Origin of the sequence: Sphingomonas guangdongensis, from assembly GCF_900199185.1 — a bacterium.
Taxonomy (GTDB): domain Bacteria; phylum Pseudomonadota; class Alphaproteobacteria; order Sphingomonadales; family Sphingomonadaceae; genus Sphingomonas; species Sphingomonas guangdongensis.
This window is the reverse complement of sequence record NZ_OBMI01000002.1, coordinates 310191-335237: the sequence shown is the minus strand read 5'-3', so window position 1 is coordinate 335237 and position 25047 is coordinate 310191. Positions and strand designations below refer to the sequence as shown.

Annotated in this window: 32 protein-coding genes and 1 tRNA gene; 13 read left to right on the top strand and 20 right to left on the bottom strand. The window is 70.2% G+C overall.

Annotated elements, in window-relative coordinates; all coding sequences use genetic code 11:
* Positions 1-132: 132 nt before the first annotated feature.
* Together CRO12_RS08705 and CRO12_RS08700 are read left to right on the top strand one after the other, a co-directional pair.
* A complete protein-coding gene (locus CRO12_RS08705) occupies positions 133-1494 on the top strand; it encodes a sensor histidine kinase (protein WP_281253397.1) in 1362 nt (453 codons plus the stop codon).
* Positions 1491-1853, top strand: coding sequence for a response regulator (locus CRO12_RS08700; RefSeq protein WP_097063667.1), 363 nt, complete (start codon positions 1491-1493; stop codon positions 1851-1853). Before CRO12_RS08705 ends, CRO12_RS08700 begins: the two co-directional genes overlap by 4 nt.
* Here the strand turns inward: CRO12_RS08700 and CRO12_RS08695 are convergent, their stop codons facing one another.
* Both CRO12_RS08695 and CRO12_RS08690 read right to left on the bottom strand, forming a co-directional pair.
* Positions 1854-3212, bottom strand: a complete 1359-nt coding sequence (locus tag CRO12_RS08695) for an Nramp family divalent metal transporter (RefSeq protein ID WP_097063666.1) — start codon at positions 3210-3212, stop codon at positions 1854-1856. It abuts the gene before it with no gap.
* Between the two features lie 98 nt (positions 3213-3310).
* Positions 3311-3607 carry a hypothetical protein gene (locus CRO12_RS08690; RefSeq protein WP_144033572.1) on the bottom strand — a complete coding sequence of 99 codons (297 nt, stop codon included), beginning with the start codon at positions 3605-3607 and terminating at the stop codon, positions 3311-3313.
* A gap of 93 nt (positions 3608-3700) precedes the next feature.
* On the opposite strand from CRO12_RS08690, the gene CRO12_RS08685 reads away from it, so the two are divergent.
* From CRO12_RS08685 to CRO12_RS08665, 5 genes are read left to right on the top strand one after another with little or no spacing between them, the layout of a single operon-like run.
* Positions 3701-4408, top strand: a complete 708-nt coding sequence (locus CRO12_RS08685) for an alpha/beta fold hydrolase (protein WP_097063664.1) — start codon at positions 3701-3703, stop codon at positions 4406-4408.
* Complete coding sequence (locus CRO12_RS08680; RefSeq protein ID WP_097063663.1) at positions 4405-5139, top strand: tetratricopeptide repeat protein; 735 nt, start codon at positions 4405-4407, stop codon at positions 5137-5139. The genes CRO12_RS08685 and CRO12_RS08680 overlap by 4 nt, the downstream gene beginning before the upstream one ends.
* A 48-nt stretch (positions 5140-5187) precedes the next feature.
* Entirely contained in the window at positions 5188-5637 is a 450-nt protein-coding gene (locus CRO12_RS08675) for a VOC family protein (RefSeq protein WP_097063662.1), read from the top strand.
* On the top strand, positions 5637-6374 hold the full coding sequence (gene gloB, locus CRO12_RS08670; protein ID WP_097064252.1) for a hydroxyacylglutathione hydrolase: 738 nt from the start codon (positions 5637-5639) through the stop codon (positions 6372-6374). Before CRO12_RS08675 ends, gloB begins: the two co-directional genes overlap by 1 nt.
* Positions 6375-6402: 28 nt before the next feature.
* The gene (locus CRO12_RS08665) at positions 6403-6810 is read left to right on the top strand and encodes a hypothetical protein (RefSeq protein ID WP_245858348.1); all 408 of its coding nucleotides are present in this window, start codon (positions 6403-6405) and stop codon (positions 6808-6810) included.
* Between the two features lie 36 nt (positions 6811-6846).
* Here CRO12_RS08665 and CRO12_RS08660 read toward each other — a convergent pair whose 3' ends face one another.
* Positions 6847-8532 (bottom strand): acyl-CoA dehydrogenase family protein, encoded by a 1686-nt coding sequence (locus tag CRO12_RS08660; protein WP_097063661.1) that lies wholly within the window; start codon positions 8530-8532, stop codon positions 6847-6849.
* Between the two features lie 49 nt (positions 8533-8581).
* Here CRO12_RS08660 and CRO12_RS08655 point away from each other — a divergent pair, with 49 nt between their 5' ends.
* Positions 8582-9541, top strand: a complete 960-nt coding sequence (locus tag CRO12_RS08655; RefSeq protein ID WP_245858346.1) for an L-threonylcarbamoyladenylate synthase — start codon at positions 8582-8584, stop codon at positions 9539-9541.
* A 90-nt stretch (positions 9542-9631) separates the two neighbouring features.
* Here the strand turns inward: CRO12_RS08655 and CRO12_RS08650 are convergent, their stop codons facing one another.
* Both CRO12_RS08650 and msrA read right to left on the bottom strand, forming a co-directional pair.
* Positions 9632-10078, bottom strand: a complete 447-nt coding sequence (locus CRO12_RS08650) for a hypothetical protein (protein WP_097063659.1) — start codon at positions 10076-10078, stop codon at positions 9632-9634.
* 58 nt (positions 10079-10136) lie between these two features.
* Positions 10137-10676, bottom strand: coding sequence for a peptide-methionine (S)-S-oxide reductase MsrA (gene msrA / locus CRO12_RS08645; RefSeq protein WP_097063658.1), 540 nt, complete (start codon positions 10674-10676; stop codon positions 10137-10139).
* Positions 10677-10748: 72 nt separating this feature from the next.
* Between msrA and galE the strand changes: the two genes are divergently transcribed.
* Positions 10749-11738 carry a UDP-glucose 4-epimerase GalE gene (gene galE, locus CRO12_RS08640; RefSeq protein ID WP_097063657.1) on the top strand — a complete coding sequence of 330 codons (990 nt, stop codon included), beginning with the start codon at positions 10749-10751 and terminating at the stop codon, positions 11736-11738.
* Here galE and CRO12_RS08635 read toward each other — a convergent pair.
* Positions 11722-12444: a phosphatase PAP2 family protein gene (locus CRO12_RS08635; protein WP_245858344.1), complete on the bottom strand. Its 723-nt coding sequence runs from the start codon at positions 12442-12444 to the stop codon at positions 11722-11724. The two genes, galE and CRO12_RS08635, sit on opposite strands and share 17 nt — an antisense overlap.
* 103 nt (positions 12445-12547) lie before the next feature.
* Here CRO12_RS08635 and CRO12_RS08630 point away from each other — a divergent pair, with 103 nt between their 5' ends.
* Positions 12548-12754, top strand: coding sequence for a hypothetical protein (locus CRO12_RS08630; RefSeq protein ID WP_097063656.1), 207 nt, complete (start codon positions 12548-12550; stop codon positions 12752-12754).
* 7 nt (positions 12755-12761) lie between these two features.
* Here CRO12_RS08630 and CRO12_RS08625 read toward each other — a convergent pair.
* A tRNA-Lys gene (locus CRO12_RS08625) sits at positions 12762-12837 on the bottom strand.
* Positions 12828-13322 (bottom strand): 2-amino-4-hydroxy-6-hydroxymethyldihydropteridine diphosphokinase, encoded by a 495-nt coding sequence (gene folK, locus CRO12_RS08620; protein WP_097063655.1) that lies wholly within the window; start codon positions 13320-13322, stop codon positions 12828-12830. Before folK ends, CRO12_RS08625 begins: the two co-directional genes overlap by 10 nt.
* Positions 13323-13344: 22 nt before the next feature.
* On the opposite strand from folK, the gene CRO12_RS08615 reads away from it, so the two are divergent.
* Positions 13345-14001 carry a uracil-DNA glycosylase gene (locus CRO12_RS08615; protein WP_097063654.1) on the top strand — a complete coding sequence of 219 codons (657 nt, stop codon included), beginning with the start codon at positions 13345-13347 and terminating at the stop codon, positions 13999-14001.
* Here the strand turns inward: CRO12_RS08615 and aguB are convergent.
* The 11 genes from aguB to rpiB all read right to left on the bottom strand — a co-directional run bounded on the left by aguB (position 13998) and on the right by rpiB (position 22636).
* The gene (gene aguB / locus CRO12_RS08610) at positions 13998-14846 is read right to left on the bottom strand and encodes an N-carbamoylputrescine amidase (protein WP_097063653.1); all 849 of its coding nucleotides are present in this window, start codon (positions 14844-14846) and stop codon (positions 13998-14000) included. The two genes, CRO12_RS08615 and aguB, sit on opposite strands and share 4 nt — an antisense overlap.
* Before the next feature lie 41 nt (positions 14847-14887).
* A complete protein-coding gene (locus CRO12_RS08605; protein WP_097063652.1) occupies positions 14888-15553 on the bottom strand; it encodes an HPP family protein in 666 nt (221 codons plus the stop codon).
* Between the two features lie 22 nt (positions 15554-15575).
* The gene (locus CRO12_RS08600; protein WP_097063651.1) at positions 15576-16547 is read right to left on the bottom strand and encodes an agmatine deiminase family protein; all 972 of its coding nucleotides are present in this window, start codon (positions 16545-16547) and stop codon (positions 15576-15578) included.
* A gap of 32 nt (positions 16548-16579) precedes the next feature.
* Complete coding sequence (locus CRO12_RS08595) at positions 16580-17761, bottom strand: glycosyltransferase family 87 protein (protein WP_097063650.1); 1182 nt, start codon at positions 17759-17761, stop codon at positions 16580-16582.
* A gap of 195 nt (positions 17762-17956) precedes the next feature.
* Positions 17957-18571, bottom strand: a complete 615-nt coding sequence (gene rpsD, locus CRO12_RS08590; RefSeq protein ID WP_097063649.1) for a 30S ribosomal protein S4 — start codon at positions 18569-18571, stop codon at positions 17957-17959.
* Positions 18572-18726: 155 nt separating this feature from the next.
* Positions 18727-18948, bottom strand: coding sequence for a hypothetical protein (locus CRO12_RS08585; protein WP_097063648.1), 222 nt, complete (start codon positions 18946-18948; stop codon positions 18727-18729).
* 57 nt (positions 18949-19005) lie between these two features.
* Positions 19006-20073: a TrmH family RNA methyltransferase gene (locus tag CRO12_RS08580; protein WP_097063647.1), complete on the bottom strand. Its 1068-nt coding sequence runs from the start codon at positions 20071-20073 to the stop codon at positions 19006-19008.
* 141 nt (positions 20074-20214) lie between these two features.
* Positions 20215-20691, bottom strand: coding sequence for a transcriptional regulator NrdR (gene nrdR, locus CRO12_RS08575; RefSeq protein WP_097063646.1), 477 nt, complete (start codon positions 20689-20691; stop codon positions 20215-20217).
* On the bottom strand, positions 20692-20871 hold the full coding sequence (locus CRO12_RS08570; protein ID WP_097063645.1) for a hypothetical protein: 180 nt from the start codon (positions 20869-20871) through the stop codon (positions 20692-20694).
* Positions 20872-20876: 5 nt separating this feature from the next.
* Positions 20877-22187 carry a serine hydroxymethyltransferase gene (glyA, locus tag CRO12_RS08565; protein ID WP_097063644.1) on the bottom strand — a complete coding sequence of 437 codons (1311 nt, stop codon included), beginning with the start codon at positions 22185-22187 and terminating at the stop codon, positions 20877-20879.
* Positions 22184-22636, bottom strand: a complete 453-nt coding sequence (rpiB, locus tag CRO12_RS08560; protein ID WP_097063643.1) for a ribose 5-phosphate isomerase B — start codon at positions 22634-22636, stop codon at positions 22184-22186. The genes glyA and rpiB overlap by 4 nt, the downstream gene beginning before the upstream one ends.
* A 137-nt stretch (positions 22637-22773) precedes the next feature.
* On the opposite strand from rpiB, the gene CRO12_RS08555 reads away from it, so the two are divergent.
* Together CRO12_RS08555 and CRO12_RS08550 are read left to right on the top strand one after the other, a co-directional pair.
* Positions 22774-23271: a hypothetical protein gene (locus CRO12_RS08555; RefSeq protein WP_097063642.1), complete on the top strand. Its 498-nt coding sequence runs from the start codon at positions 22774-22776 to the stop codon at positions 23269-23271.
* The gene (locus CRO12_RS08550; RefSeq protein ID WP_245858343.1) at positions 23264-23734 is read left to right on the top strand and encodes a DUF3429 domain-containing protein; all 471 of its coding nucleotides are present in this window, start codon (positions 23264-23266) and stop codon (positions 23732-23734) included. The genes CRO12_RS08555 and CRO12_RS08550 overlap by 8 nt, the downstream gene beginning before the upstream one ends.
* A gap of 376 nt (positions 23735-24110) precedes the next feature.
* Here the strand turns inward: CRO12_RS08550 and CRO12_RS08545 are convergent, their stop codons facing one another.
* Positions 24111-24980 carry a LysR family transcriptional regulator gene (locus CRO12_RS08545; RefSeq protein ID WP_097063640.1) on the bottom strand — a complete coding sequence of 290 codons (870 nt, stop codon included), beginning with the start codon at positions 24978-24980 and terminating at the stop codon, positions 24111-24113.
* Positions 24981-25047 lie beyond the last annotated feature (67 nt).

Genomic DNA, 25047 nt, shown 5'->3' with positions numbered 1-25047 from the left:
CCCGTGCGACCGCGAATCCGCTAAGCCGCTGTTAACCATCCCGGGCGCAGGCCTTGACGCATCAACGCCGCGCGGCGCAGGGCGTCACGCCACCGACAATGCCGGCGGGGCAAGGACGAATTGACGTTGCAGGTGACAGACAGGATCACGGCAGGCGATTTTCGGCTCATTGCGGATTCCGCACCGGTGCCGATGTGGGTGACCGACCTGAACCGTCGCCGGTCGTTCGTGAACAAGGCCTATGTCGGCTTCGTGGGGGGAGACTACGCCGACGCGACGGCGCTCGACTGGCGCACCATCATCCACCCCGAGGATGCCGCCCGCATCACCGCGGAGTCGACCGCCGGCGAAGCGAGCCTCGGCACCTTCACGCTCGAGGCGCGCTACCGCCGGGCCGATGGCGAGTGGCGCTGGCTCCAGTCGGTATCGCAGCCGCGCTGGGGCTCGGGCGGCGAGCACGACGGTTTCATCGGCGTCGCGCACGACGTGACGGAGCGGCATGAGGCGGAAGCATCGCTCCGGCAGAGCGCGGAAAGCCTGCGCCTCGCGATCGAGGGCGCGGGCATGGCGACATGGGAGGCCGATCTCCGCACCGCACGCGGCCGCTGGTCGCCCAACCGCTTCGACCTGCTCGGCTACCCGCGCACCGATGACCACAGCGGCAGCGTCGACGACTGGCTCGCCCGGGTGCACCCGGACGACGAGGGCATCGCACGCGATGCGGTCGCGCGCTGCTTCGGGCAGGGCGAGCCGTACAACATCGATTACCGGATCCGCCGCCCGGACGGCATCCGCTGGCTCCAGAGCCACGGCAGCCGGATCGACTATCGCGACGGCCGACCAAGCCGCTTCGTCGGCGTGTCGTTCGACATCACCGAGCGCAAGACCGCGGAAGCGCGCCAGCAGCTGCTGATCGACGAGCTCAACCACCGCGTGAAGAACATGCTCGCGATCGTGCAGGGGATCGCGCATCAGACGCTGAAGCCCGACGTCGACCCGCTCGCCGCGCGCGCGGCGTTCGAAGGGCGGCTCGCAGCGCTTGCCGCCGCGCACAACCTGCTCACCGACCAGCATTGGTCCCCCGTTCCGATGCGGCGAGTAATTGAGGAGACGATTGCGCCGCACGGTCGGCCACAGGCCTTTAGGCTCGCCGGCCCCGACCTGCTGGTCGCGCCCAAGACCGCCGTATCGATCGCGCTCGCCATTCACGAGCTCGCGACCAACGCAGTCAAGTACGGCGCGCTCTCCGTGGCGCAGGGCAGTGTTGCGGTCGACTGGAGCACTAACGCAGGTGAGGGCGAGCAGCGGCTGCGCATGGAATGGCGGGAACGGGGCGGTCCGTCGGTCGCTGCGCCCGCGCGGCGCGGCTTCGGCACCCGCATGATCGAGCGCGGCCTCGCGGCCGAGCTCAACGGGACGGTTAGCGTCACGTTCGCGGCGGAGGGTGTCCGCTGCGTCGTCGATGCGCCGTTGCCCGCGGAAGGACGGGGATGAGGCAGCTGACGGGCAAGCGCGTGCTGGTGGTGGAGGACGAACCGATCGTTGCCATGTGCCTGGAGGACATTCTGACCGATCTCGGCTGCGAGGTGGTCGGCCCGGCCTATTCGCTGCCGCAGGGCTTGGCGCAGGCCGAGGACGGGCGGATCGACGCCGCGATCCTGGACGTCAACCTGGGGCCGGATACCAGCCTGGCGCTCGCCGATGCGCTCGCGGCTCGCGCGGTGCCGATCGTGTTCGCGACCGGCTACGGGCACACGCTTGGACCGACGGCGGTCGCGGCCGAGGTGCTGAGCAAGCCCTATACCGCGGCGGAGATCAACGACGCGCTGGTGCGGGCATTGCAGGGCGGCTGATCAGCTGGTCAGCCCGGCGGTATCGGTCAGCAGCTTGACGTTCAGCACCACGATCACGCCCGTGATGACCCAGGCGGCCGCCTTGAGCCACGTTGGGCTGACCAAGTCGCCCATCTTGGTCCGGTCGGAGGTGAAATGCACCAGCGGCACGATCGCGAACGGCAGCTGCATCGACAGCACGACCTGGCTCAGCACCAGCAGCCGCGCGGTGCCGCTCTCGCCGTAGAGCGCCGCCACGATCACTGCGGGGATGATCGCGAGCGCACGGGTGATCAGCCGGCGGAGCCAGGGCGCGAGCCGCAGCCGCAGGAACCCCTCCATCACGATCTGTCCCGCGAGCGTCGCCGTGACCGTGGAATTCTGTCCGGAGGCGAGCAGCGCGACCGCGAACAGCGTCGATGCCGCCGCGGCGCCCAGCGTCGGAGTCAGCAGCTGATAGGCGTCCTGAATCTCCGCCACCTCCGTCTGGCCGGTGTGGTGGAAGGCGGCCGCCGCCAGGATCAGGATCGCGGCGTTGACGAACAGTGCGAGGCTCAAGGCCACCGTGCTGTCGATCGTCGCCCATTTCGCCGCCTCGCGCCGCCCGGCGGGCGTGCGTTCGTAGTCGCGGGTCTGCACCGCAGCGGAGTGGAGGTACAGGTTGTGCGGCATCACCGTCGCCCCGATGATCCCGATCGCGATGTAGAGCATCGCCGGATTTCGGACGATCTCCGCCGAGGGAACGAAGCCGCCGAGTACGCCCGAGAGCTGGGGGCTCGCCACGATCAGCTCGTACACGAAGCACAGCGCGATGATCGCGATCAGCGCGATCACGAACGCCTCCAGCCGGCGAAAGCCGCGTTTCTGGAGCGCGAGGATCAGCAGCACGTCGAGCGCGGTAAGGCACACGCCCCAGACCAGCGGTATTCCGAACAGCAGGTTGAGCCCGATCGCGGTGCCGATGACCTCCGCCAGGTCGCAGGCGACGATCGCGAGCTCGCACAAGGCCCAGAGCGCGATCGCGACCGGCCGGCGGTACGCGTCGCGACAGGCGGACGCGAGGTCGCGTCCGGTCGCGATCCCCAGCCGCGCGGCCAGCGCCTGGAGGATGATCGCCATGACGTTGGAGAGCAGGATGACGCTGAGCAGCGTGTACCCGAACGCCGATCCACCCGCGAGGTCGGTCGCCCAGTTGCCCGGATCCATGTAGCCGACCGCGACCAGGAAGCCCGGGCCGGCAAAGGCACCGAGCTTGCGTGGCCAGGCTGCGCCCTGCGGCACGGGGATGGTGCGGAACACCTCCGGCAGCGACACGCTCCCGCGCCCGCGCCAGCCGGCATCATCGCTTGCTTCTGCTGTCTCGACGACCACCGCCCCCATCTGCCGCCCTTCTTGTAACTCTACAGCGGCTCCGACTGGTGAACCGCGTGCCCGCTTGATCGTTCCGGGTCCATAGAGGTCAGCCGCAGCCGAGCCAGTCAGTTTCGTGCGGCATCGTCTCCGCCCCCGACCACCGTGGCTGGATCGAGCCCCTGCTTCTTGAGGTAGTCGAACAGCGCGAGCGCCAGCCGCTGTGCCCCCGGCACCGTCATGATCACGCGGCCGTTGGCGACGAAGTGCATCGGCGAGGGCGCCGCCGCCTCCGCCATCTTCATGGTCGCAAGCGTGATCCGCACGGTGCCGTTGACCACGTCGAAAGCGATCGCCTCGTCTGCGAAGATGTCCGCGACGAAGGGGTTCGACACGACGTTCATTCCACCAGCCTTGTCCGCCATCAACTGCTCCCTGGTACCCGTACCCTACCATTGCCGGCCGCAGTCGCGCCGGGCGAGTTTGTCGGTGCGCGATTGTGCGCTAGGCGCGCGCCCATGTCGAACCGTTCGCTTGCCTATCACCACACGCCCGGCACCGGGCCAACCCTGATCTTCCTGCCCGGCTACGCCTCCGACATGACCGGCAGCAAGGCGTTGGCGGTGGAGGCCTGGGCAAAGGCGTACGGCCGTGCCGCCGTCCGCTTCGACTATTCGGGCTGCGGCGCCAGCCCCGGCGCGTTCGAGGAGGGAACGCTCGCCGCCTGGCGCGACGATGCGCTGGCAATCGTAGACGAGCTGGTCGACGGACCGGTGGTGCTGGTCGGGTCGTCGATGGGCGGGTGGATCGCGCTCCTGGTGGCACTCGCCCGGCCGGAGCGGGTGGCAGCAATCGTCGGCATCGCCCCCGCCCCCGACTTCACCGACTGGGGCTTCACGCCTGAGGAGAAGGTTCAGCTGCTGAGCGCGGGGCGCATCGAGCGGCCTTCGCCCTACGGGCCCGCGCCGACCGTGTTCACTCGCGCCTTCTGGTCGTCGGGCGAGTCGCTGCGACTGATGCACGGGCCGATCGCGGTCGACTGCCCAGTGCGGCTGATCCAGGGCCAGCGCGACGGGGACGTGCCGTGGGAGCGGACGCTGCACCTCGCCAGCCTCATCCGTTCAGCCGACGTCCAGCTGACGCTGATCAAGGACGGCGACCACCGGCTGTCGCGCGATGCCGATATCGGCACGCTGATCAGCACGATCGAGATGCTGACCCCATGATCCTCCTCGCCCTGCTGCTCCAGGCTGCGCCCGCCACCGAGACGCCGGAGGCTCGGCTGGAGCGATGCGCCGACATCGCCGCCGCCAACCCGGCGGAGGGCACCGCCGCGGCATCGTCGTGGCGGCTGTCGGGCGGGGGCTTCCTCGCGCGCCAGTGCCTGGGCTTCGCCTACGCTGCCGCCGCCAACTACCCGGCCGCGGCCGGTGCCTTTGAGGAGGCGGCGCGCGATGCGGAGGTCGCCAAGGACCGCCGCAGCGCCACGCTCTGGTCGCAGGCGGGCAATGCCTGGCTCGCCGCGGGTGATCCGCAGAAGGCGCGCGCGGCGCTCGATGCCGCACTTGCCGGGGCGGCGCTAACCGGCCTCGCGCTCGGCGAGACGCATCTGGATCGCGCCCGCGCCCTGGTCGCCGCCAACGAGACCGCACGCGCCCGCACCGACCTGGACGCGGCGCTGGTCCACGCCGCCGGCGACCCGCTCGCTTGGCTGCTCTCAGCCACGCTCGCACGACGCACCGGGGACCTCCCCCGCGCGCGCAAGGACATCGCCGAGGCACTCGCTCGCGCCCCCGACGACGCCTCCGTGCAGCTCGAAGCCGGCAACATCTCGGCGCTCGACGGCGACGAGCCAGGCGCGCGGGGCGGCTGGATGAAGGCGGTGCAGCTCGCGCCCGACACCCCGGTCGGTGCGGCGGCGCGAACGGCGCTCGCGCAGTTCGACGCTGGCAAATAGTGCGGTCCGACCTATCTGGCGCGGCAGACCACCATGAGGGGCCCGTCGATGCAGTACCTCCACACCATGATCCGCGTCACCGATCCGGACGCGACCATCCGCTTCTTCGAGGTGCTTGGCCTGAAGGAAGTACGGCGGATGGAGAATGAGCGCGGCCGCTTCACGCTGATCTTCCTCGCCGCGGACGAGGACATGAACGCGCCCGGCGAGCGCGCAAAGGCGGAGGTCGAGCTCACCTACAACTGGCCGAACGAGGGCGAAGCTGGCGAGGTCTACACCGGCGGGCGCAACTTCGGCCACCTCGCCTACCGCGTCGACAACATCTATGACACGTGCCAACGGCTTCAGGACGCGGGCTACACGATCAACCGCCCCCCGCGCGACGGCCACATGGCGTTCGTCCGCACCCCCGACAACATCTCCATCGAGCTGCTGCAGAAGGGCGAACTGCCGCCGCAGGAGCCCTGGGCGTCGATGCCGAACACGGGCGAGTGGTGATGGCGGCCGGGCTGGAGGTCGCCTGCGTCCCCGTTCTCTCCGACAACTACGTGTGGCTGATCCACGACGCGGCGAGCGGCGAGACCGTCGTGATCGATCCGGGCGAGGCCGCGCCGGTGCTCGCCACGGCGGACGCGCGCGGCTGGCGGATCAGCGCAATCTGGAACACGCACTGGCACCCCGACCACACCGGCGGCAACGCCGCGGTGCGGGAAGCCACCGGCGCCCCGATCACCGGCCCCGCCGCCGAAGCGGGCAAGATCCCGACCCTCGACAAGAAGGTGGCGGAGGGTGACCGGGTGCGGATCGGCGCGCACGAAGCGATCGTGCTCGAGACACCCGGGCACACCGCCGGGCACATCGTCTTCCACTTCGCCGATGACGCGCTGCTGTTCAGCGGCGACACGCTGTTCGCGATGGGCTGCGGCCGGCTGTTCGAGGGAACGGCGGAGCAGATGTTCGCCAACATGCGCCGGTTCACGGGAATGGCGGACGCGACGATCGTCTACGGCGCGCACGAGTATACGCTCGGCAACGGCCGCTACGCGCTGACCGCGGAGCCGGACAATGCGGCGCTCCGCCAGCGCATGGTGGAGGTCGAGCGGCTGCGTGCGGCGGGCGAGCCGACGCTGCCGACCAACATGGGTTTGGAACGCGCGACCAACCCGTTCCTGCGCGCACAAAACTCAGAGGAATTTGCCGAGCGACGTGCAGCGAAAGACGCGTTCCGGGGTTGATCCCGCAGAGGACGGCTGGAGGTTTGACATGCGGGCGGCGGTGGCGACGGCGATGCTGGTGGCGCTGGCCGGATGCGTGTCGAGCGCGGAACAGGCCTCGCGCGAGGCGGCGGTGGATGCCCGCGCGGCCGAGCGGCTGGAGCGGCGCCTGGCCGGCTATGTCGCGGGCACGCCGCAGGCCTGCATCCAGCCGTTCCGCGCCAACAGCAGCGTCTATGGCAACACCATCGTGTACGACGCTGGCGGGCGTTTGTACCGGACCGACACGGGCGGCGGCTGCTTCGGACTTCGCCGCGACGACATCATCGTGACCCGCACGGTCGGCACCCAGCTGTGCCGCGGCGACCTTGTCCGCACCGTCGACCGCACCAGCGGATTCCAGAGCGGCGCGTGCAGTTTCGGCGACTTCATCCCCTACACGCGGGCGCGGCGATAGGTGCTGTCATTACGGCGCAGGCGGCATGATTGAACTTCACGCCGCCAGCGTCGCCGCATCCACCTGGTAGAGCACGTCCGCCTTCGCCTGCGCCGCTGCTCGCAGACCCAACGCCTCCGGCACGATCTGTTCGACGTAGAAGCGCGCGGCGGCCGCCTTCAGGCGCAGGAACGGGGTGTTCCCTGAGGCGGCGATGCGCCCTTCCCGCTCCATCAGCCAGCCGCACACCGCGACCGAGCACATGGTGAGGAACGGATAGGACGCCGCGAGCCGATCGTCGCTATCCGCGCGGAGCAGCGCACGGCCGCTCTCGTCCACTGCGTCGATCAGGTCCCTGAGCGGTGCCGCCGCGGCTTCCTCGCGCATCTCGGCGATGAGGCGGGCGAACGCGCCGCCGTTGTCTAGCGCCAGCTTGCGCCCGACCAGGTCGGCAGCCTGGATGCCGTTGGTCCCTTCGTAGATCGGGGTGATCCGGGCGTCGCGGAAGTGCTGGGCGGCGCCGGTCTCCTCGACATAGCCCATCCCGCCGTGCACCTGGATGCCGAGGCTCGCGACCTCGTTGCCGAGGTCGGTGCCGTGCGCCTTGGCGAGCGGGGTGAGCAGGTCTAGCCGCGCCCTGGCGTCCGCGTCGCCCGCCGCCGCCCGGTCCACCTCCGCCGCCGCCAGGTAGACGAGCGCGCGCGCGGCCATCGTCTGCGCCCGCATCCGCAGCAGCATGCGCCGCACGTCCGGGTGCTCGACGATCGCGACATCGGCCCCGTTCCGCGCGCCCTGCACCCGACCGGCGGCGTAGGCGAGCGCGCGCTGCGTCGCCGCCTCCGCCACCTGTACGCCCTGCAGCCCGACGTTCAGCCGCGCGTTGTTCATCATCGTGAACATGGCGCGGATGCCGCCGAACTCCGGCCCGATCAGCTCGCCCGTGCAGTCGCCATTGTCGCCGAACGACAGCACGCAGGTCGGCGACGCGTGCAGCCCCATCTTGTGCTCGATCGAGACGACGCGGATGTCGTTCGCCTCACCCGGCGAGCCATCGGCGTTCAGCCGGAACTTGGGCACCAGGAACAGCGACAGCCCGCGCGTCCCCGGCGGCGCGTCCGGCGTGCGGGCGAGCACCAGGTGGACGATGTTGTCGGCCAGGTCGTGATCGCCGAACGAGATGTAGATCTTCGTGCCTTCGATCAGAAACGTGCCATCGCCGCGCGGCGTTGCGCGGGTTCGGAGCGCACCCACGTCGCTGCCCGCCTGCGGCTCAGTCAGGTTCATGGTCCCGCTCCACTCGCCGGTCGCGAGCTTGGGCAGATAGGTCGCCTGCTGCTCGGGCGATCCATGATGCAGCAGCGCCTCGATCGCGCCGACCGTCAGCGTCGGCAGCAGCGCGAACCCCATGTTGGCGGCGCCGAGCGTCTCCAGCACCGCCGCTGCCAGGACGAAGGGCATGCCCTGGCCGCCGTACGCCTCCGGGCTGCCGATCGTCCCCCAGCCACCGGCGACATAGGCCTGGTATGCGTCGCGGAAGCCATCGGGCATGATCACGCCCGTCTCCGTCCAGCGCGCGCCGACGGTGTCGCCGACGCGGTCGAGCGGCGCCCAGCTGCCCGCCGCGAACTCGCCCGCGCCCTCCAGCACCGCGTCCAGGACGTCGCCGTCGACGCCGAGGTCGCCGACCCGGGCGACATGATCGAGCACGAAGCGCTGCTCGGCGACGGGCGCGGTGAAGGGCATCGGATCCTCTCGCTTGCTGATTGTTCGGGCGCGTTATAGCCGCTTGGCGGTGCCTCCGACAAACACCCGCACCTTACGCTACGGCCCCGCCGCGATCGCGGAGGCGGCGCGGCTGATCGCCGACGGCCAGTGCGTCGCGGTGCCGACCGAGACAGTCTACGGCCTTGCGGCGGATGCTAGCGATTCGGCGGCGGTGGCGCGCATCTACGCGGCCAAGGGGCGGCCAAGCTTCAACCCACTGATCGTCCACGTTCCCGATCTCGCCGCGGCGGAGCGGATCGCGGTAGTGGACGATCGTGCGCGCGACCTGGCGGCGCGCTGGTGGCCGGGGCCGCTGACGCTGGTGCTGCCGGTCCAGACGGGAGCGGTCGCATCGCTGGTCACGGCCGGGCTCGACACGGTGGCGGTGCGGGTCCCCGCCCACCGCGCGATGCAGGCACTCCTCCGCACGACCGGCAAGCCGCTGGCCGCGCCATCCGCCAACGCCAGCAACCGCATCAGCCCGACCCGAGCGGCGCATGTGCTGCTGACCCTGGACGGACGCATCCCCCTGGTGATCGATGACGGCCCAACGACGGCAGGGGTCGAGTCGACGATCATCGACGGCCAGACGGGTAAGGTGCTCCGGCCCGGTCCGATCGACCCGATCTCCCGCGAAGGCGGAGGCCCAGGGCCGGAAGCGACAACGCTCGTGGCCCCAGGCGCCCGCCTGCGCGAAGGTACAGTCGTGGCGCCGGGCCAACTCGCCTCTCACTACGCGCCGACCAAACGGCTGCGGCTGAACGCAACCGAACGGCGCAACGGCGAATGGCTGATCGGCTTCGGCGCGGTCACGGGCGACGACACGCTGTCGGCTAGCGGCGATCTGGTGGAAGCGGCCGCGCACCTCTTCGATGCACTGCACCGGGCAGACGCGAGCGGCAGCACCGCGATCGCGATCGCGCCGGTACCTGACGACGGGATCGGCGTCGCGATCAACGACAGACTGGGCCGAGCCGCCCATCGGTAGCCCTTCCGCCACCCCGGCCTGGATGTTGAGTGCCGGGATTACACACCGGGCGTCGCCTCAGCGAAGGCCCAAATAACTAGTTTCGATGCGTCAACGCGTCCGAATCGCCGCGGGACCGCGACAGTAGACCGTGGTGCCGCGCATCTCGACCTCGGCGCGCTCGCCGGGCCGCGCCTCGATCGTGGCGGTGGCCTTGCTCGCGCCGACAACCAGCCTGGCCGGACCCTCCATGCGGCAGATTACGCTCTTCTTTTCCTGCGCGCACATCTTCTGCAGTCGGTCGACCTCCGCCTGCTCGGTCACCACGCCGACCGGCTGGACGGAGAAAGACACCATCGTACTGCCGCCGAGCAGAAGGTTCTTGACCCCGCCGAGCTGGTTGGCCCGCCACTCGCCGGACGCCGCCCCCTGCTGCCCGCGCTCGATCGGCGTCATGCCCAGCTGGGGCGCCATCCGCTGGCAAAAGGTCTGCGGCGCCGGCGCGGCACCCTGCCCGCTGATCGCCCCCAGCGCCGCCAAAAACCCGATCTTCACCATCGATCCCTCCGTGAGCGACCGACGCTACGATCGGATTGTGACAGTTCTGCGCTAGACCTCAGGCGGTCACCGCTCGCGAGCGGGCCGCGAAGCTCTTGCGCAGCTTCTGAAGCTTGGGTGGGATCACCGCCAGGCAGTAGGGGTTCCGCTGGCCCTCGCCTTCCCAATAGTCCTGGTGGTAGTCCTCGGCCGTGTACCAGTCGGCGAGCGGCTCGATCGTGGTGACGATCTTCGCGGGCCAGCTCTCGCCATTGCGGTCGATCGCCGCACGCGCTGCGCCTTCCTGCTCGGCGTCGTGCGGAAAGATCGCGGAGCGGTACTGGGTGCCGACGTCGTTGCCCTGGCGGTTGAGCTGGGTCGGATCGTGCGTCGCGAAGAAGATGTCGAGCAGGTCGTGGTAGCTCACCTGTGCGGGATCATAGGTCAGGCGGATAGCCTCGGCATGTCCCGTGTCGCCGCCGCACACCTGCTTGTAGGTCGGATTGGCGACGTGCCCGCCAATATATCCGCTCTCGACCTTCTCGACGCCGATCACATCCTTGAACACCGCTTCCGTGCACCAGAAGCACCCGCCGGCAAATGTCGCCACCTCGCTCATCACTGTCTCCTTGCTTACGATGGGGAGATAGGGTTGAGGACGGTCACGGACAACTTGGCGGGGGCACAGGGCATGGACGGTTCGGTGATCGTAACAGGCGGGGCTGGCTATATCGGCAGCCACGCCGTGCTGGCGCTGCTCGACACCGGTTACCGGGTCGTGGTGATCGACAACCTCGTGACCGGCTTCGACTGGGCGGTCGATCCGCGCGCGACGCTTGTCCGGATGGCTGTGGAGGACCCGGGCGTCGTTGACGTGATCCGCGCGCATGACGTGCGCGCGATCATGCACTTCGCCGGGTCGGTGGTGGTGCCCGAGTCGGTCAGCGACCCGCTAAAATACTATCGCAACAACACCGCCGCCTCGCGCGCGCTGATCGAGAGTGCGGTAGCGGGCGGCGTCCGCCACTTCATCTTCTCCTCGACCGCCGCGACCTATGGCACGCCCGAGAAGGTGCCGGTGGCGGAGGGCGATCCGACCGTCCCGATCAATCCCTATGGCACCTCCAAGCTGATGACGGAGGCGATGCTGCGCGACGTCGCGGCGGCGCACCCCATCAACTATGCGGCGCTGCGCTACTTCAACGTCGCCGGGGCCGATCCGCACGGTCGCTCCGGCCAGTCGACTGCGGGCGCCACCCACCTGATCAAGGTCGCGGTGGAGGCGGCGACTGGCAAGCGCGGCCACGTCGGCGTGTACGGCACCGACTTCGCCACGCCCGACGGTACCGGCGTGCGCGACTACATCCACGTCACCGACCTTGCCGCCGCGCACGTCCACGCGCTGGAACTGCTGATCGCCGAGCCGACCCGCAGCCACACGCTGAACGCCGGCTATGGCCGCGGTTTCTCCGTCCTGGAGGTGCTCGACGCGGTCGACCGTGTCACGAACATGACGATTGACCGCCGGCTGGAGGGTCGCCGTCCGGGCGATCCGGCCGCGCTGATCGCGGACAATGCCGCGATCCTGGCGACGCTGCCGTGGCGGCCGCAGCATGCTGACCTCGACGGGATCGTGCGCGACGCGCTGGCGTGGGAGCGCAAACTCAGCGAGCGGACCTGAGGCGCGCGCCGGCGAGCCACCAGCCGAGTGCCCACAACGTCCCCAAGCACCAGCCGGCGAGCACGTCGGCCGGCCAGTGGACGCCCAGGTAGACCCGGCTCGTCCCGATCGCGCCGACCAGCAGCACCGCGCCGCCGAGCAGCACGTTGCGCGTCGCCCGGCCATGTACAACCTGGCTCGCGAGCAGCGCGATCGTCAGGTACACGATCGCGCTGTTGGCGGCGTGCCCGCTCGGAAAGCTGTGGCCGTCGACCTCGACCAGCCGCCCAGCGAGGTCGGGCCGCGCCCGCGCCACCACCCGCTTGAGCAGCACAACCGCGACCGAGCCGCTGAGCGTCGCCGCCGCGACCAGTGCGGCCGTCAGCCACAGCCGGCGCGTGAGCAGCAGCACCACCGCCCCGATGCTGGCGAGCGTCAGCACGGTCGTACCGCCCATCGCGGTCAGATCGATCATCATCGGGCGCAGCCAGCCCGGACCGGTAGGTGCCGCGGGATTGCCGACCTGACGAAGTGCAGCGGTGATCGCGCGCTCGAAGGCGAAGGATCGTGCGGTGCCGAGCGTCGTTCCGAGGAGCAGCACCAGCAGCACCGCCAGCGCCCCGATCGCCATCGCCCAGAGCAGGTGCGGCGGGCGGCGGACGCCAGGTGCGATCTGCTCCTCCGGCGCCATCGTGCCTGACTGCATCCGTTCGTCCGGCACGCCCATCGGCTACTTCTCCGCGCAGCAATCTAGCTAATCTGGGTCTAGCGGCCGTGAACGAGGCACTCGGCGAAACGTTCAAAGCGCCACCCGCGAGAGGAAACGAGACATGGCCCTGACGCAGGATCCTGCCCCGCGCAACGCCCGTCACTTCATGGTCTGGATCGTGACAGGCGTGATCGCCGGCCTGGTGTGCTTTCTTGCCCGCATGCTGATCGACAACGACGAGATCGGCAACTCCGTCGTTCCCGACGTGCTGATCGGCGGCGCGATCGCCGCGATTGTCGCGGTGCTGCGGCGACCGCGCCGGGTCTGAGTAGCGGTGGTGGGTCCGCCGGGGCTCGAACCCGGGACCTCTCGATTAAAAGTCGCTTGCTCTACCGACTGAGCTACGGACCCACACCGGTCGCGCGGTTAGGATGCGGACGCCTGGCGGTCAACCGAGCGCGTAGCTGCCGCACAGTCAGGCCGCTCACCGGATCGCGCCAGTCGGGCACGAGTTCAACGAGCGGCTCGAGCACGAAAAGCCGGTCGCGGAAGGCGGCGTGCGGGATCGTCAGCGCGCGCGTTCGACAGATGCCGCCTGACCACAGCACAATGTCGAGGTCGATCACTCGCGCGCCCCAGCGGCGTCCGCGCCGGCGTCCGAACGCGACCTCCATCCCCTTCAGTCGGGCGAGCAGCGCGTCCGGCGGCTCGTCGGTGTCGATCAGCGTCGCCGCATTGGCGTAGCGGCGGATCGAGGGGCCGACCGGTGCACTGGCGAACACCGGCGATGCGCGTCCGCCGAGCAGCGCGAGCGCGGCACGCACCTGCGCCGGCGGCGGACCGGCCCTGCCCGACCGGTTCGATCCAATGGCGATCACGTAGCTTGTCGTCCCCACCGCCGCCGCCTAGCGCAGCGCGGTGCCGCCTGCATCCCCTCTGCCCGCGACCGAGCCGCCGCACGACTGCCCGCGCTGCCCGCGCCTCGTCGCCGTGCGCGAGACCCTGCGGCTCCAGCACCCGGACTGGTGGAACGCGCCGGTGCCCGCATGGGGTGACCCGGCCGCGCAGATTGCGGTCGTCGGACTCGCGCCCGGCAAGCTTGGTGCCAACCGGACGGGACGCGCCTTCACCGGTGATGGAGCGGGGCCGCTGCTGTTCGACGCGCTGGCGCGGCACGGCCTGGTAACCGGCGCTTATGAAGCGGACGGGGCTGATGATCTGCGGCTGACCGGCGCGATCATCCTCAATGCCGTCCGCTGCCTGCCGCCGGGCAACCAGCCGACGCCGGAAGAAGTGCGGACCTGCCGCGACTTCCTGTCGGGATCGATCGCTGCGCTGCCGGCTGCTCGCATCTTTGTGGCGCTAGGCGAGGTCGCGCACCGCTCGCTCGTCAAGGCGCTCGGCGGAAGGCTGCCGAAGTGCCGCTTCGGCCACGGCGCCGAGCATGTCATGCCGGACGGCCGGGTCGTGATCGACAGCTATCACTGCTCGCGCCTCAACCAGAACACCGGCCGGCTCACCCCTGCCATGTTCGACGCGGTGTTCGCCCGCGCAGTCGCCTTGGCGCGCGCCTAGACGTCCTCCACCAGCCGCCCGTAGAGCTCGGGCCGGCGATCGCGGAAGAAGCCGAATGCCGCGCGGTGCCGCTTGACCCGCGCGAGGTCGATCGTGGCGGCTATCACGCCTTCCTCCTCGCGGTCGAGCTCGGCCAGGATGTCGCCACGCTCGTCCGCGATGAAGCTGGTGCCGTAGAAGGTCTGGCCGTGCTCCGTCCCCACGCGGTTCGCGGCGACCACCGGCACGACGTTGCTCACCGCGTGCCCCACCATCGCCCGCCGCCACAGCCGCGCGGTGTCGAGCGACGTGTCGTGCGGCTCGGACCCGATCGCGGTCGGGTAGAACAGCACTTCCGCGCCCATCAGCATCATCGCCCGCGCAGTCTCCGGATACCATTGGTCCCAGCAGACGCCAACGCCGAGCGTCGCCTCCGGCCCCTTCCACACCTTGAACCCGGTGTTGCCTGGCCGGAAGTAGAACTTCTCTTCATAGCCCGGGCCGTCGGGGATGTGGCTCTTGCGGTAGACGCCCTGCACCTGTCCGTCCGGCCCGATCATCGCCAGCGAGTTATAGTGGTGCGGACCGTCGGCCTCGAAGAAGCTGGTCGGGATGTGGACGCGGAGCTCGGCGGCGAGCGCCTTCATCGCGCGGACCGCCTGGTGCTCGCCAACCGGCTTCGCGGAGGCGAACAGCCCTTCGTCCTCCACCCGGCAGAAATACTCGCCCTCGAAGAGCTCGGGCGGCAGGATCACCTGCGCGCCGCGCGCGTGCGCCTCGCGCACCAGGCGCGACACATTGGCGATGTTGGCGTCGATCTCGCCCGAGAAGGCGAGCTGAAGCGCGGCAACTGTGATCTCGGTCATGGGCGGCGATGTAGCGACGCGTGTCCGTGACGCAATGCCGCTCAGCCGTCGCGCGCGCGCCGTGCGGCGGCGTGTAGCTCCGCGCGGGTCAGCAACGCGTCGAGGTCGGCGCGGGCGATGTCGAAGCTCTCGTGCAGGTCGGCGACGGCGGCGTCGATGTCGGCCATGTCGATTCCGCTCTCCGCCACGGGCGCGATCGGTGCGGGTTGGTGCGGGTAGCTGCGCCCTGTCAGCCGGTGAAAGGCGAGGCCGAGCGCGACCAGCGCTAGCGAATTGCCCGCCATCGGCGCCAGCGCGAAGCCGAAGCCGGCGCTCTGCACGGCCGGTCCGCCGATCACCGCCGTCAGCGCCGCCGCACCGCCCGGCGGATGGAGGCAGCGCAGCAGCGACATCACCCCGATCGCCGCGCCGACCGCGACGCCGGCGGCGAGCGCCTGACCCGGCACGACCCGCGCGACCAGAACACCGACCAGGCTGGAGACGACATTGCCGCCGATCACCGGCCAGGGTTGCGCGAGCGGACTGCTCGGCACTGCCAGCACCAGCACCGCCGATGCGCCGAGCGGCGCGGCGATCGCCGGCAGCGTCCCGCTCACGCCCGGCACCAGGGCGCACAGCGCCGCGGTCGCGCCGATGCAGAGGGCCGCGCCGAGGCAGGCGATCGCCCGCTCTCGCGCGCTGGCCCCGGTCAGGAGCGGGCGGAACACGCCAGCCACCCTGCCGTCCGGCTCAGCGCCGTGGAAGCTGCTGGCTGATGCAGTGGAAGCTGCCGCCGCCGGTCAGGATCGCGTCCGCCCGCAACCCGACCGCCGTCCGCCCGGGGAACAGCGTGCCGATCGTCGCGACCGCCGCGTCGTCGTTGGCCTGGCCGTACACCGGCACCACCACCGCCGCGTTGCCGATGTAGAAGTTCATGTAGCTCGCCGGCACGATCTCCTCGTCCGCGCCGAGCACACGGCCAGGCGACGGTAAGCGGACGACCTCGACCCCGAACGCCGCCGCGCGCGCCGCCGCGTCCTGGTACACGCGCCAGTTCGGATCGTTCTCGCACGGCTCCGGCACCGCCAGCCGGTTCGGACCGACGAAGCGGGCGAGATTGTCGACGTGCCCGTCGGTGTGATCGTGGAGCAGCCCGTCGCCCAGCCACAGCACGCGGGTCAGCCCCAGGTCTGACAGGAGCCGCGCCTCGATCTCGGCCTGCGACAGGCGCGGGTTGCGATTCGGGTTGAGCAGGCACTGCTCGGTGGTCACGACCAGCCCGGTGCCGTCGCCGTCGATCGCGCCGCCCTCCAGCACCCAGTCGCAGGTGATGACGGCGAGCCCGCGATCCTCCGCCAGCCGCGCGCCGATGGTGTCGTCGCCGGGCAGGTCGTACTTGCCGCCCCAGCCGTTGAAGCCGAAGTCGCGCGCCTGGCCATCGCCGGTGACGATCGGCCCGGTGTCGCGCAGCCAGATGTCGCCGAACGGTTGCACCACCACCTCGGCGAACGGGGCAAGCGCGCGCGCCGCGTCGGCCGCCTCGCCGTCGGCGGCGACGAGCAGGACCCGCTCACCGCGGCCGTCAGCATAAATCGCACGGGCGAACGCCGCGACTTCGTCGCGCGCCTGGTCGAGGTCGTCGAGCCAGAGCTCTCCGTGCGAGGGGAAACCGATCCAGACGGCGTCGTGCGGCGCCCATTCGGGCGGAGGTGCGATGGTCATGCGCGGCGGTTTAGGCGAGGACGCCCGCGAGGTCACGCGGTCGCGTGTACCGGCCGGGGCCGATCGGGCCGACTTGCGCCGAGCAGCCCGGCGCGTCCCATCGCGAGCAGGACCGGCCAGAGCAGCATCGCACCCAGCGCCGTGCCGCTGGCGAGCGCGACGGGCGCGGCGACGAGCGGGATTGCGGCGAGCAGGACGACCCACCCACGCTGCACCGCGCCGCGCGACCACAGCCACGCGGCGGAAAAGGCGAGCAGCACGCAGTCATAGTCGCTGACGTAGAGCGATCCCGCGATCAGACCGAGTGTAAGAACACACTCCTTCGCGGCGACTCGGCGGTGCCACGCCAGCGCGACAAGCGCCGCAACGGCGATGCTGACGAGCGCCTGCGCCGCATAGGCACTCGCCACCGAGCCGCCGCCGTGCCGGACCAGCACGAAAACCGAGACCATGCGGTGCCACACGCCCGTGCCATCCTCCAGGATGACGCGCTTCAGCAGCGCTGCCTGCTCGGCATAGGCGGCCCAGCTGTCGACCCCGAAGCACAAAGTCGCGAGCGTGATCAGGCCGGCCGCTCCGATCGCCACTCCGGCGAGCGCGCGCCACTCCCGCCCCGCGAGCAGCGCCACCGGCAGTAGCCAGAACAACTGCGGCTTGACGGTCAGGAGCGAGAAGACGAGCCCGGCGAGCAGCGGCCGGCGCGGCAGGAGAATCAGTCCCCAGCCGATAATCGCGGCGATCCACGCCCCGGCCTGGCCGCTGACCGCGTTGACGAGGACGGCGGGCCACGCGAGCGCGAGCAGCAGCCAGCCGCGCGGCAGCCACCGCCTGAGCGCGCGTGCGAAGGCGAGCCAGCCCAGCCCCTGCCAGAGCGCCCAGGCGAGTGGATAAGGGAAGAGCGCGAACGGCGCGGTCAGCAGCAGCAGCGTCGGCGGATAGCTGTAGTGATAGAGGTCGATCGGCGCCCCGACCACGCCGACCTGGAAGGCATGGAACGCCTCGATTTCGTAGATGGCTGCGACCGCGCCGCTTGCCGCCAGCCGCGCCGCCGACCAGAAGTTGATGAAATCCTCGCCGAACGGACGATCCACCCCGTCGGTCCAGCCGACCCGCGCCTGTCCGGCGAGATGCTGGACCAGGTACGCGAGGGCGGCGATGCACCAGCCGAGCGCGATCGCGCCGAGCCTGTCCGCCGTGAGTAGCCGTCCCCGCATCGGCACAGCCTAGCCGTGCAGCCGTTGACAGCAGGCTAACCGCGCCGCTCGCACAAACGAAAAGGGCGGCTCCTCACGGAACCGCCCTTCTCTATTTTGCGCGTCGCGGCGGAGCCGCGCCGTCGGTCGCGGCCCGCAGCGGCGCCGACTGGGCCGCTGAGCGGAGTTCGTCCCGGCTGCGCCGGAACGTTCACATCAGCGGCTGTAGAACTCGACCACCAGGTTCGGCTCCATCTTCACCGGATAGGGCACCTCGTCGAGCGTCGGCACGCGGGTGAAGGTCACCTTGGCGGTGCCGTCCGGCGCGACATACTCGGGGATGTCACGCTCGGACAGGCCCTGCGCCTCAAGCACCAGCGCCATCTCCTGCGCCTTGTTGCCCAGCGAGATTTCCTGCCCCGCCTTCACGCGGCGCGACGCGATGTTGCACTTCACGCCATCGACGCGAATGTGGCCGTGGCTGACCAGCTGGCGCGCGGCAAAGATCGTCGGGGCGAACTTCGCGCGGTACACGATCATGTCCAGCCGCTGCTCGAGCAGGCCGATCAGGTTCTGCCCGGTGTCGCCCTTCATCCGCGACGCCTCATGATAGCAGGCGCGGAACTGCTTCTCCGTCACGTCGCCGTAGTAGCCCTTGAGCTTCTGCTTGGCGCGCAGCTGGATGCCGAAGTCGCTGACCTTGCCCTTGCGGCGCTGGCCGTGCTGGCCGGGGCCGTACTCGCGCTTGTTGACGGGGCTCTTGGGGCGGCCCCAGATGTTCTCGCCCATGCGGCGATCGATCTTGTGCTTGGCGCTGGTGCGCTTCGACATCGTAAATCCTTGGCAATCGGTTGACGTTGGTCCCGGTCTCCGCCGTAACGCATCCATGCAGGACGCACACGGGCCACCGCTTCACCGGGGTGCGGGGCCATTGCGAAGCGCGGGCCAGTAGAGGACGGGAACCGGGCGGTCAACCCCGCCGCGGCTCAGTTGGGTCCTTGCAGGCCGCGGATCTCGCGATTGGCCTTACCGGCGTTGTCCGCATCGAGCTTGGCCCACTCGGCGGCGGTACGGCACTCCCGCGCACCGCCGGTGCGCGATCCGGTGATCTGAATGCGCCGACAGACCTTGGACTCCTCCCGCGCGGGCTCGGGGGCTGGAGCGGCTTGTTGCGGGATGATGGCGAGCAGGGCGAGAGCAAGGACCAAGGCACGACTCCGATGGCTGCGTCCGCTACCCCTGCAGCAGGCGCGATCCCAAGTCCATCATCCCCGCGGCCGCTTCTTGCCCTCCAGCGCCGAGAGCACGCCGCGGAGCGTGCGGAGCTCCTGGCTCGACCAGCCGGGCTTGGTCAGCAAGCTGCGGAGCGTGCGGCGGGTCGCGGGCACCCGGTCGGGCGGGTAGTAGAAGCCGGAGCGCTCCAGCAAGGCGTCGAGCTGGCCGATTAGCCCCTCCAGCTCCGCCTGGGGTGCCGGCGGCTCGAGGTCGACCGCGGGCGGACTCTCGAGCGCCTGCCCCTTCGACCACTCATAAGCCACCAGGATGACCGCCTGTGCGAGGTTGAGGCTGCCGAACTCTGGGTTGATCGGGACGGTAATGATCGTGCGGGCGAGCGCGACGTCGTCCGTCTCCAGCCCCGACCGCTCGGGTCCGAACAGGATGGCGGAGCGGCCGGGCCCGGCGCGCATCTCGCCCGCCGCCGCCTCCGGTGTCTCCACCGGCTTGGTCACTCCGCGCTTGCGCACTGTGGTCGCATAGACGTGGGCGCAGTCGGCCACGGCGTCGGCGACGCTCTCGAACACCTGCGCCTGCGCCAGCACCACGTCCGCCCCGCTCGCCGCCGGGCCGGCCTGCGGATTGGGCCAGCCGTCGCGCGGCGCGACAAGCCGCAGGTCGGTGAGCCCGAAGTTGAGCATGGCACGGGCGGCCTTGCCGATGTTCTCGCCGAGTTGCGGGCGGACGAGGACAATAGCGGGGGGTGGAGTTACGCTCGTTTCGGTCGCTCCCTCCCCGTTCGTCCTGAGTAGGGGCTGAGCCTGGCGAAGACCCGTGTCGAAGGACTTGCGCGCGAGGTTCGAGACACGCGCCCAGTCGCCACCGATCAACGCCTCCTTCTTCTCGCGCCGCCAGCCCTTCAGCTGCTGCTCGGCCGCGAGTGCCTCTTCACGGGTGGCGAACGCCTCCGACCAGACGAGTTCGACCGGACGACGCGCTTGTGTGTAGCCCGGCAGCTGACGGGCCCGGTGCGCGGCGACGCGTTGTTCGAGATTGTCGGTGTGGCCGACGTAGTAGCTGCCGTCCGGACAGCGCAGCATGTAGGTGTGGAAGCTCACTCCAAGGTCCTTCGATACGCGCCTTCGCCTTTGCTCAGTCGCTACTCAGGACGAACGGGTGGGGAAAGAGGTCAGTACCTTACCTCCGTTCGCCCTAAGTAGGGGCTGAGCCTGGCGAAGACCCGTATCGAAGGGCCGCACCTATCCCCGCCCCGCCTCCGTCACACTTCCCGCGAACTCCTCGAAGTCGCGAGCCTCCCGGAAGTCCTTGTAGACGCTCGCGAAGCGGATGTACGCGACCGAGTCGAGCGCCTGCAGACCCTCCATCACCAGCTCGCCAATACGGCGCGAGGAGACCTCCGCCTCGCCCTGCGTCTCCAGCTGGCGCTGGATCGACGACACCAGTCGGTCAATCTGCGCCGGTTCCAGCGGGCGCTTGCGGCACGCGATCGAGACCGAGCGGATGAGCTTCTCGCGGTCGAACGGCTCGCGTCGCGGCAGTTCGCTGCCCGCTTCCGACTTCACAACGGTCAGCTCGCGCAACTGGATGCGCTCGAACGTGGTGAACCGGGCCCCGCACGCCTCGCACTGTCGGCGGCGGCGGATCGCCGCGCCATCCTCGCTGGAGCGGCTGTCCTTTACCTGGCTGTCCTCATGCGCACAGAACGGGCAGCGCATTCAGACCCGCTTGTTCCGCTTCATGTAGGCATAGCCCGCGCCCGCAACCGCGCCGATGATCGGGCCGACGAACGGCACGGGGATCGCGACCAACGCACCCAAGGCACCCCATTTCGCCATGCTCTTGCCGAGCCCGGGCGTGTTCTTGATCGTGTTCGAGACGTCGTCGAGCTGCGACATGCGCGTTATCCTTCGTAGATCGGGAAGCGGGCGCAGAGCGCGCGCACCCGGGCCAGAACGTCCGCCTCGACCTTCGGGTCCCCGCCCTCGCCCGCGGTGCGCAGGGCGTCCAGCACGTCGGCGATCATGTGGCCGATGTCCCGGAACTCCTGCACGCCGAACCCGCGGGTGGTGCCCGCAGGGGATCCGACGCGGATGCCGCTGGTCTTGACCGGTGGCAGGGGATCGTTGGGGATACCGTTCTTGTTGCAGGTGATCCCGGCGCGCTCCAGCGCCTCGTCGGCGTCGCGCCCGGTGACTCCGAGCGGGGTGAGATCGACCAGCGCCAGGTGCGTGTCCGTGCCACCCGACACCAGGTTGCAGCCGCGCTCCGCAAGCGTCGCGGCGAGCACCTTCGCGTTCTCGACCACGGCCGCGATGTAGCCGCGGTACTCGGGGCGGAGCGCCTCGCCGAACGCCACCGCCTTGGCGGCGATCACGTGCATCAGCGGGCCGCCCTGAAGACCCGGGAAGACGGCCGAGTTGATCTTTTTGGCGACATCCTCGCGGTTGGTCAGCACCATGCCGCCGCGGGGTCCACGCAGCGTCTTGTGGGTGGTGGTCGTCACCACGTCGGCGAAGGGCAGCGGCGAAGGGTGCAGCCCGCCCGCGACGATGCCGGCGAAGTGCGCCATGTCGACCATCAGCCGCGCCCCGACCTTGTCCGCGATCGCGCGGAATGCGGCGAAGTCGATCACCCGCGGGTACGCGGAGCCGCCGGCGATGATGAGGGTCGGCCTTTGCTCGGTCGCGAGCCGCTCGACCTCGTCATAGTCGATCAGGTGGGTGTCGGCGCGGACGCCGTACTGGACCGCGTTGAACCACTTGCCCGACATGGCGGCGCGCGCGCCATGGGTCAGGTGCCCACCCGCGTCCAGGCTCATGCCGAGGATCGTGTCGCCGGGCTTGGTCAGCGCGAGCATCACCGCGCCGTTCGCCTGCGCGCCCGAGTGCGGCTGGACGTTGACGAATCCGCAGTCGAACAGCTGCTTCGCGCGGTCGATCGCCAGGCTTTCCACCGCATCCGACGGCGCGCAGCCCTGGTAGTAGCGCTTGCCCGGATAGCCTTCGGCATACTTGTTGGTGAAGACGGAGCCCTGAGCCTCCAGCACCGCACGCGAGACGATGTTCTCGCTTGCGATCAACTCGATCTGGGTCTGCTCGCGCGTCAGTTCGCGCTGGACGCCCGCGAACACCGCGGCGTCGGCCTCCGCCAGGCCGCGGGCGAAGAAACCGTCCGGCTGGACGTCGTTGGCGGGCAAGGGGGCGGTGCTCATGCGGCTTCTCCAGCGAAGGCGGGCGCGCCGAGCTTCGCGACGCGGGCGGTGTGTCGGTCACCGGCAAAGCCGGTGGAGAGGAAGGCGGTGACGCACGCCTTGGCGAGGTCCACCCCGATCAGGCGGGCGCCAAGCGCTAGAACGTTGGCGTCGTTGTGCTCGCGGGCGAGCGCGGCGGAGAGCGGCTCGGACACCAGCGCGCAGCGGCATTCCGGATCGCGGTTCACCGCAATCGAGATGCCGATGCCAGAGCCGCACAGCGCAATGCCGCGCTCCGCCTCGCCGGCGGCGATGGCTGCGGCCAACCGGTAGCCGAAATCGGGATAGTCGACGCGGCTCTCGCCATGGGTGCCCAGGTCCAGCACCTCGTGCCCCACCGTTCGCAGCCACTCGGCAAGCTGCTGCTTCAGGTCATAGGCGGCATGGTCCGCGGCGAGGGCGAGGCGCATGGAGGCGGCGGTGGTCCCGTGAAGAGTACGCCCGCGCCTGTAGCGCCGAACCGTGCCGGGTGCCAGTCTGCGAATCGGAACCGACCGCGGCGCCGTCCGCTTGGACTTGCTTGAACGCGCCTGACCGAGGACTGCCGATGATGCGCCACGCCCTGCTCGCCTTGCCCCTCCTGCTCGCGGCCTGCGGCAGCGATGCGGAAACCAACGTGGCCGCGGTCGGCAACAGCGTCGCGGTGGTGCCGCCCCAGCCGGGTGGCGCGATCGAGGAGGTACCCGCGGGTGAGGGTGGGATGGCCGGGCGCCCGGACCAGGACGCTGCCGTCGCCAACGCCGCCGGCGGCGGTGCGACGGGCATGATGCAAGCCGATTACCTCGGGCGGTGGGTCGGGGTGGAGGGCATGGTCATGACGGTCGCGGCAAGACCGGGTGGCGGCGTGCGCATCGACAACCAGTGGGACCTCGACCATCGCGGCAGCTTCGACGGCACGGTCAGTGCCGATGGACTGCGCTTCGTCCGCGGCGGCGAGGCTGTGGTCGCGCGGCGGAGCGACGGCGACGCGACCGGGCTCAAGTGGCTGGCCGGCAAGCGGGACTGCCTGACCGTCAAGTCCGGCGAAGGATACTGCCGTGACTGAAACACGGGTGGGCCGCGTCGCGCGCCTACTCGGCTACGCCGGCCTGGCGCCGGCGGTCGCCAGCACGGCGCTGGTCGCCGCGGGTGAGCGCGCGGCCGCCGCGATCGGCGCCTTCTACCCGCTGCTGATCCTGAGCTTCCTGGGCGGAATTTGGTGGGGCTTCGGGTCGCGCGAGGCGGACCGGCGGCAGGGCGCGCTCGTCGCGGTTGCGGTGGTGCCGAGCCTTGCCGCCCTAGCGCTCGGTGCCGGCGTCGTGCTGAGCGGCGGGTCGCCCTGGTCGCTGGTCGCGATCGGCGTCGCGCTGTTCCTGACGCTTCCCGTCGATCGCTGGCTGACGATCGCCGGGATCGCGCCGGCCAACTGGATGCAGTTGCGCGTGCCGCTGTCGCTCGGGCTCGGGCTGCTGACGATCGCAACCGGCGTGCTGCTGGCGGTGAAGCCGACGGGCGTCGTCGTAAGCTGAACGATCGGCGCGGTCGGCGCCCGATCGCCTACCAGTTGTTGGGCGTCCAATCCTGGTTGGTCCGCACCATCCTGCACCGACAGCCGGTGCAGCGCGCATGCCAGCCGGTGTAGGTCAACCGGACCCGGCGCTCATCGACGCGGTGCTCGCCGCGCAAGCACCTCAACAGCTGGAAGGGTTCACCACCGCGCTCCTTCGACCGCCTTCGACCACACTCACGGCCAAGCGTCCCCTCCTGTCCCGCCACCGATCGGACGCGAACGACCACCTAGGTAGTGGATCGAAGGCGGTGTTAACAGGGCGCAGCGACTACGGTTTGCCTCAGCGCGCCGTCATGGTGAGACGTCGCGGCGCGTGAACAGCGCTGCGCGGCAGATCAGGACCGGAGTTCGGCCTCGATCCACGTCCGGAACACCCGCATCGCCTCGGTCGGCGGGCGCGTTTTTAGCCGGGTCAGCCAGTAGCGACCGGTGTCGATCGTCGTCGTGAAGGGCGCCAGCAGTGTTCCGCTGTCCAGCGCGCCGGCGAACATCGCGGGCGGCAGCAGTGCGGCGCCTGCCCCGCCCGTGACCGCGGCCGCCATCGTCACCGACGAATCGAACACCGCGCCGGTCAGCGGCGGACACGCCAGCTCAGCGGCGGCGAACCAGCGCGGCCATTCGTCGGCGCGATAGGACCGCAGCAGCGGCACCATCGCCAGCGCTCTCGGTCCGGACAGTTGCTCGGCCAGCGTGGGTGCGACCACCACGGTGAGCGGGGCGGCCAGGAGCGGCACCGCCTCCGTCCCATGCCACGCGCCGTCGCCGAAGCGGATCGCGTAGTCGAGCCCCTCGCCCGCCAGGTCGACCCGGTTGTTGTTGGTGCGCAGTCGTACGTCGACGAACGGTTGCGCCGCCGTGAAAGCGGCGAGCCGCGGCAGCAGCCAGCCGACGGCAAAGGTGCCGACAACCCCAACCGTGAGCGTTTCGCGCGACCGCGCCCCCGTGTAGCGGCCGAGCACGCCGGCGATCCGGTCGAGGCTGTCGCCGAGCACGGGCAAGAGGGCGGCGCCCTCGTCGGTCAGCGCCAGGCCGCGCGGCAGCCGGTGGAACAGGCGAACGCCGAGCAACGCCTCCAGCCGGTTGACGTGGTGGCTGACCGCCGCCTGACCGACGCACAGCTCCAGCCCGGCGCGGGTAAAGCTGCCGTGTCGTGCCGACGCCTCGAACGCACGCAGGGCATTGAGCGGCAGCTGAGCACGATCCACGTGGCGACACCCCGATATTTATAGTGGCTCGGCCGACTTATGGTCGATTGTGCACCCACCCGCCAAT

Coding starts and splice junctions, on each gene's coding strand:
- CRO12_RS08700 (WP_097063667.1), top strand. CDS start 1,491: ATGAGGCAGCTGACGGGCAAGCGCGTGCTGGTGGTGGAGGACGAACCG.
- CRO12_RS08695 (WP_097063666.1), bottom strand. CDS start 3,212: ATGGGGGCGGTGGTCGTCGAGACAGCAGAAGCAAGCGATGATGCCGGC.
- CRO12_RS08690 (WP_144033572.1), bottom strand. CDS start 3,607: ATGGCGGACAAGGCTGGTGGAATGAACGTCGTGTCGAACCCCTTCGTC.
- CRO12_RS08685 (WP_097063664.1), top strand. CDS start 3,701: ATGTCGAACCGTTCGCTTGCCTATCACCACACGCCCGGCACCGGGCCA.
- CRO12_RS08680 (WP_097063663.1), top strand. CDS start 4,405: ATGATCCTCCTCGCCCTGCTGCTCCAGGCTGCGCCCGCCACCGAGACG.
- CRO12_RS08675 (WP_097063662.1), top strand. CDS start 5,188: ATGCAGTACCTCCACACCATGATCCGCGTCACCGATCCGGACGCGACC.
- gloB (WP_097064252.1), top strand. CDS start 5,637: ATGGCGGCCGGGCTGGAGGTCGCCTGCGTCCCCGTTCTCTCCGACAAC.
- CRO12_RS08665 (WP_245858348.1), top strand. CDS start 6,403: ATGCGGGCGGCGGTGGCGACGGCGATGCTGGTGGCGCTGGCCGGATGC.
- CRO12_RS08660 (WP_097063661.1), bottom strand. CDS start 8,532: ATGCCCTTCACCGCGCCCGTCGCCGAGCAGCGCTTCGTGCTCGATCAT.
- CRO12_RS08650 (WP_097063659.1), bottom strand. CDS start 10,078: ATGGTGAAGATCGGGTTTTTGGCGGCGCTGGGGGCGATCAGCGGGCAG.
- msrA (WP_097063658.1), bottom strand. CDS start 10,676: ATGAGCGAGGTGGCGACATTTGCCGGCGGGTGCTTCTGGTGCACGGAA.
- galE (WP_097063657.1), top strand. CDS start 10,749: ATGGACGGTTCGGTGATCGTAACAGGCGGGGCTGGCTATATCGGCAGC.
- CRO12_RS08635 (WP_245858344.1), bottom strand. CDS start 12,444: ATGGGCGTGCCGGACGAACGGATGCAGTCAGGCACGATGGCGCCGGAG.
- CRO12_RS08630 (WP_097063656.1), top strand. CDS start 12,548: ATGGCCCTGACGCAGGATCCTGCCCCGCGCAACGCCCGTCACTTCATG.
- aguB (WP_097063653.1), bottom strand. CDS start 14,846: ATGACCGAGATCACAGTTGCCGCGCTTCAGCTCGCCTTCTCGGGCGAG.
- CRO12_RS08600 (WP_097063651.1), bottom strand. CDS start 16,547: ATGACCATCGCACCTCCGCCCGAATGGGCGCCGCACGACGCCGTCTGG.
- CRO12_RS08595 (WP_097063650.1), bottom strand. CDS start 17,761: ATGCGGGGACGGCTACTCACGGCGGACAGGCTCGGCGCGATCGCGCTC.
- rpsD (WP_097063649.1), bottom strand. CDS start 18,571: ATGTCGAAGCGCACCAGCGCCAAGCACAAGATCGATCGCCGCATGGGC.
- nrdR (WP_097063646.1), bottom strand. CDS start 20,691: ATGCGCTGCCCGTTCTGTGCGCATGAGGACAGCCAGGTAAAGGACAGC.
- CRO12_RS08570 (WP_097063645.1), bottom strand. CDS start 20,871: ATGTCGCAGCTCGACGACGTCTCGAACACGATCAAGAACACGCCCGGG.
- glyA (WP_097063644.1), bottom strand. CDS start 22,187: ATGAGCACCGCCCCCTTGCCCGCCAACGACGTCCAGCCGGACGGTTTC.
- rpiB (WP_097063643.1), bottom strand. CDS start 22,636: ATGCGCCTCGCCCTCGCCGCGGACCATGCCGCCTATGACCTGAAGCAG.
- CRO12_RS08555 (WP_097063642.1), top strand. CDS start 22,774: ATGATGCGCCACGCCCTGCTCGCCTTGCCCCTCCTGCTCGCGGCCTGC.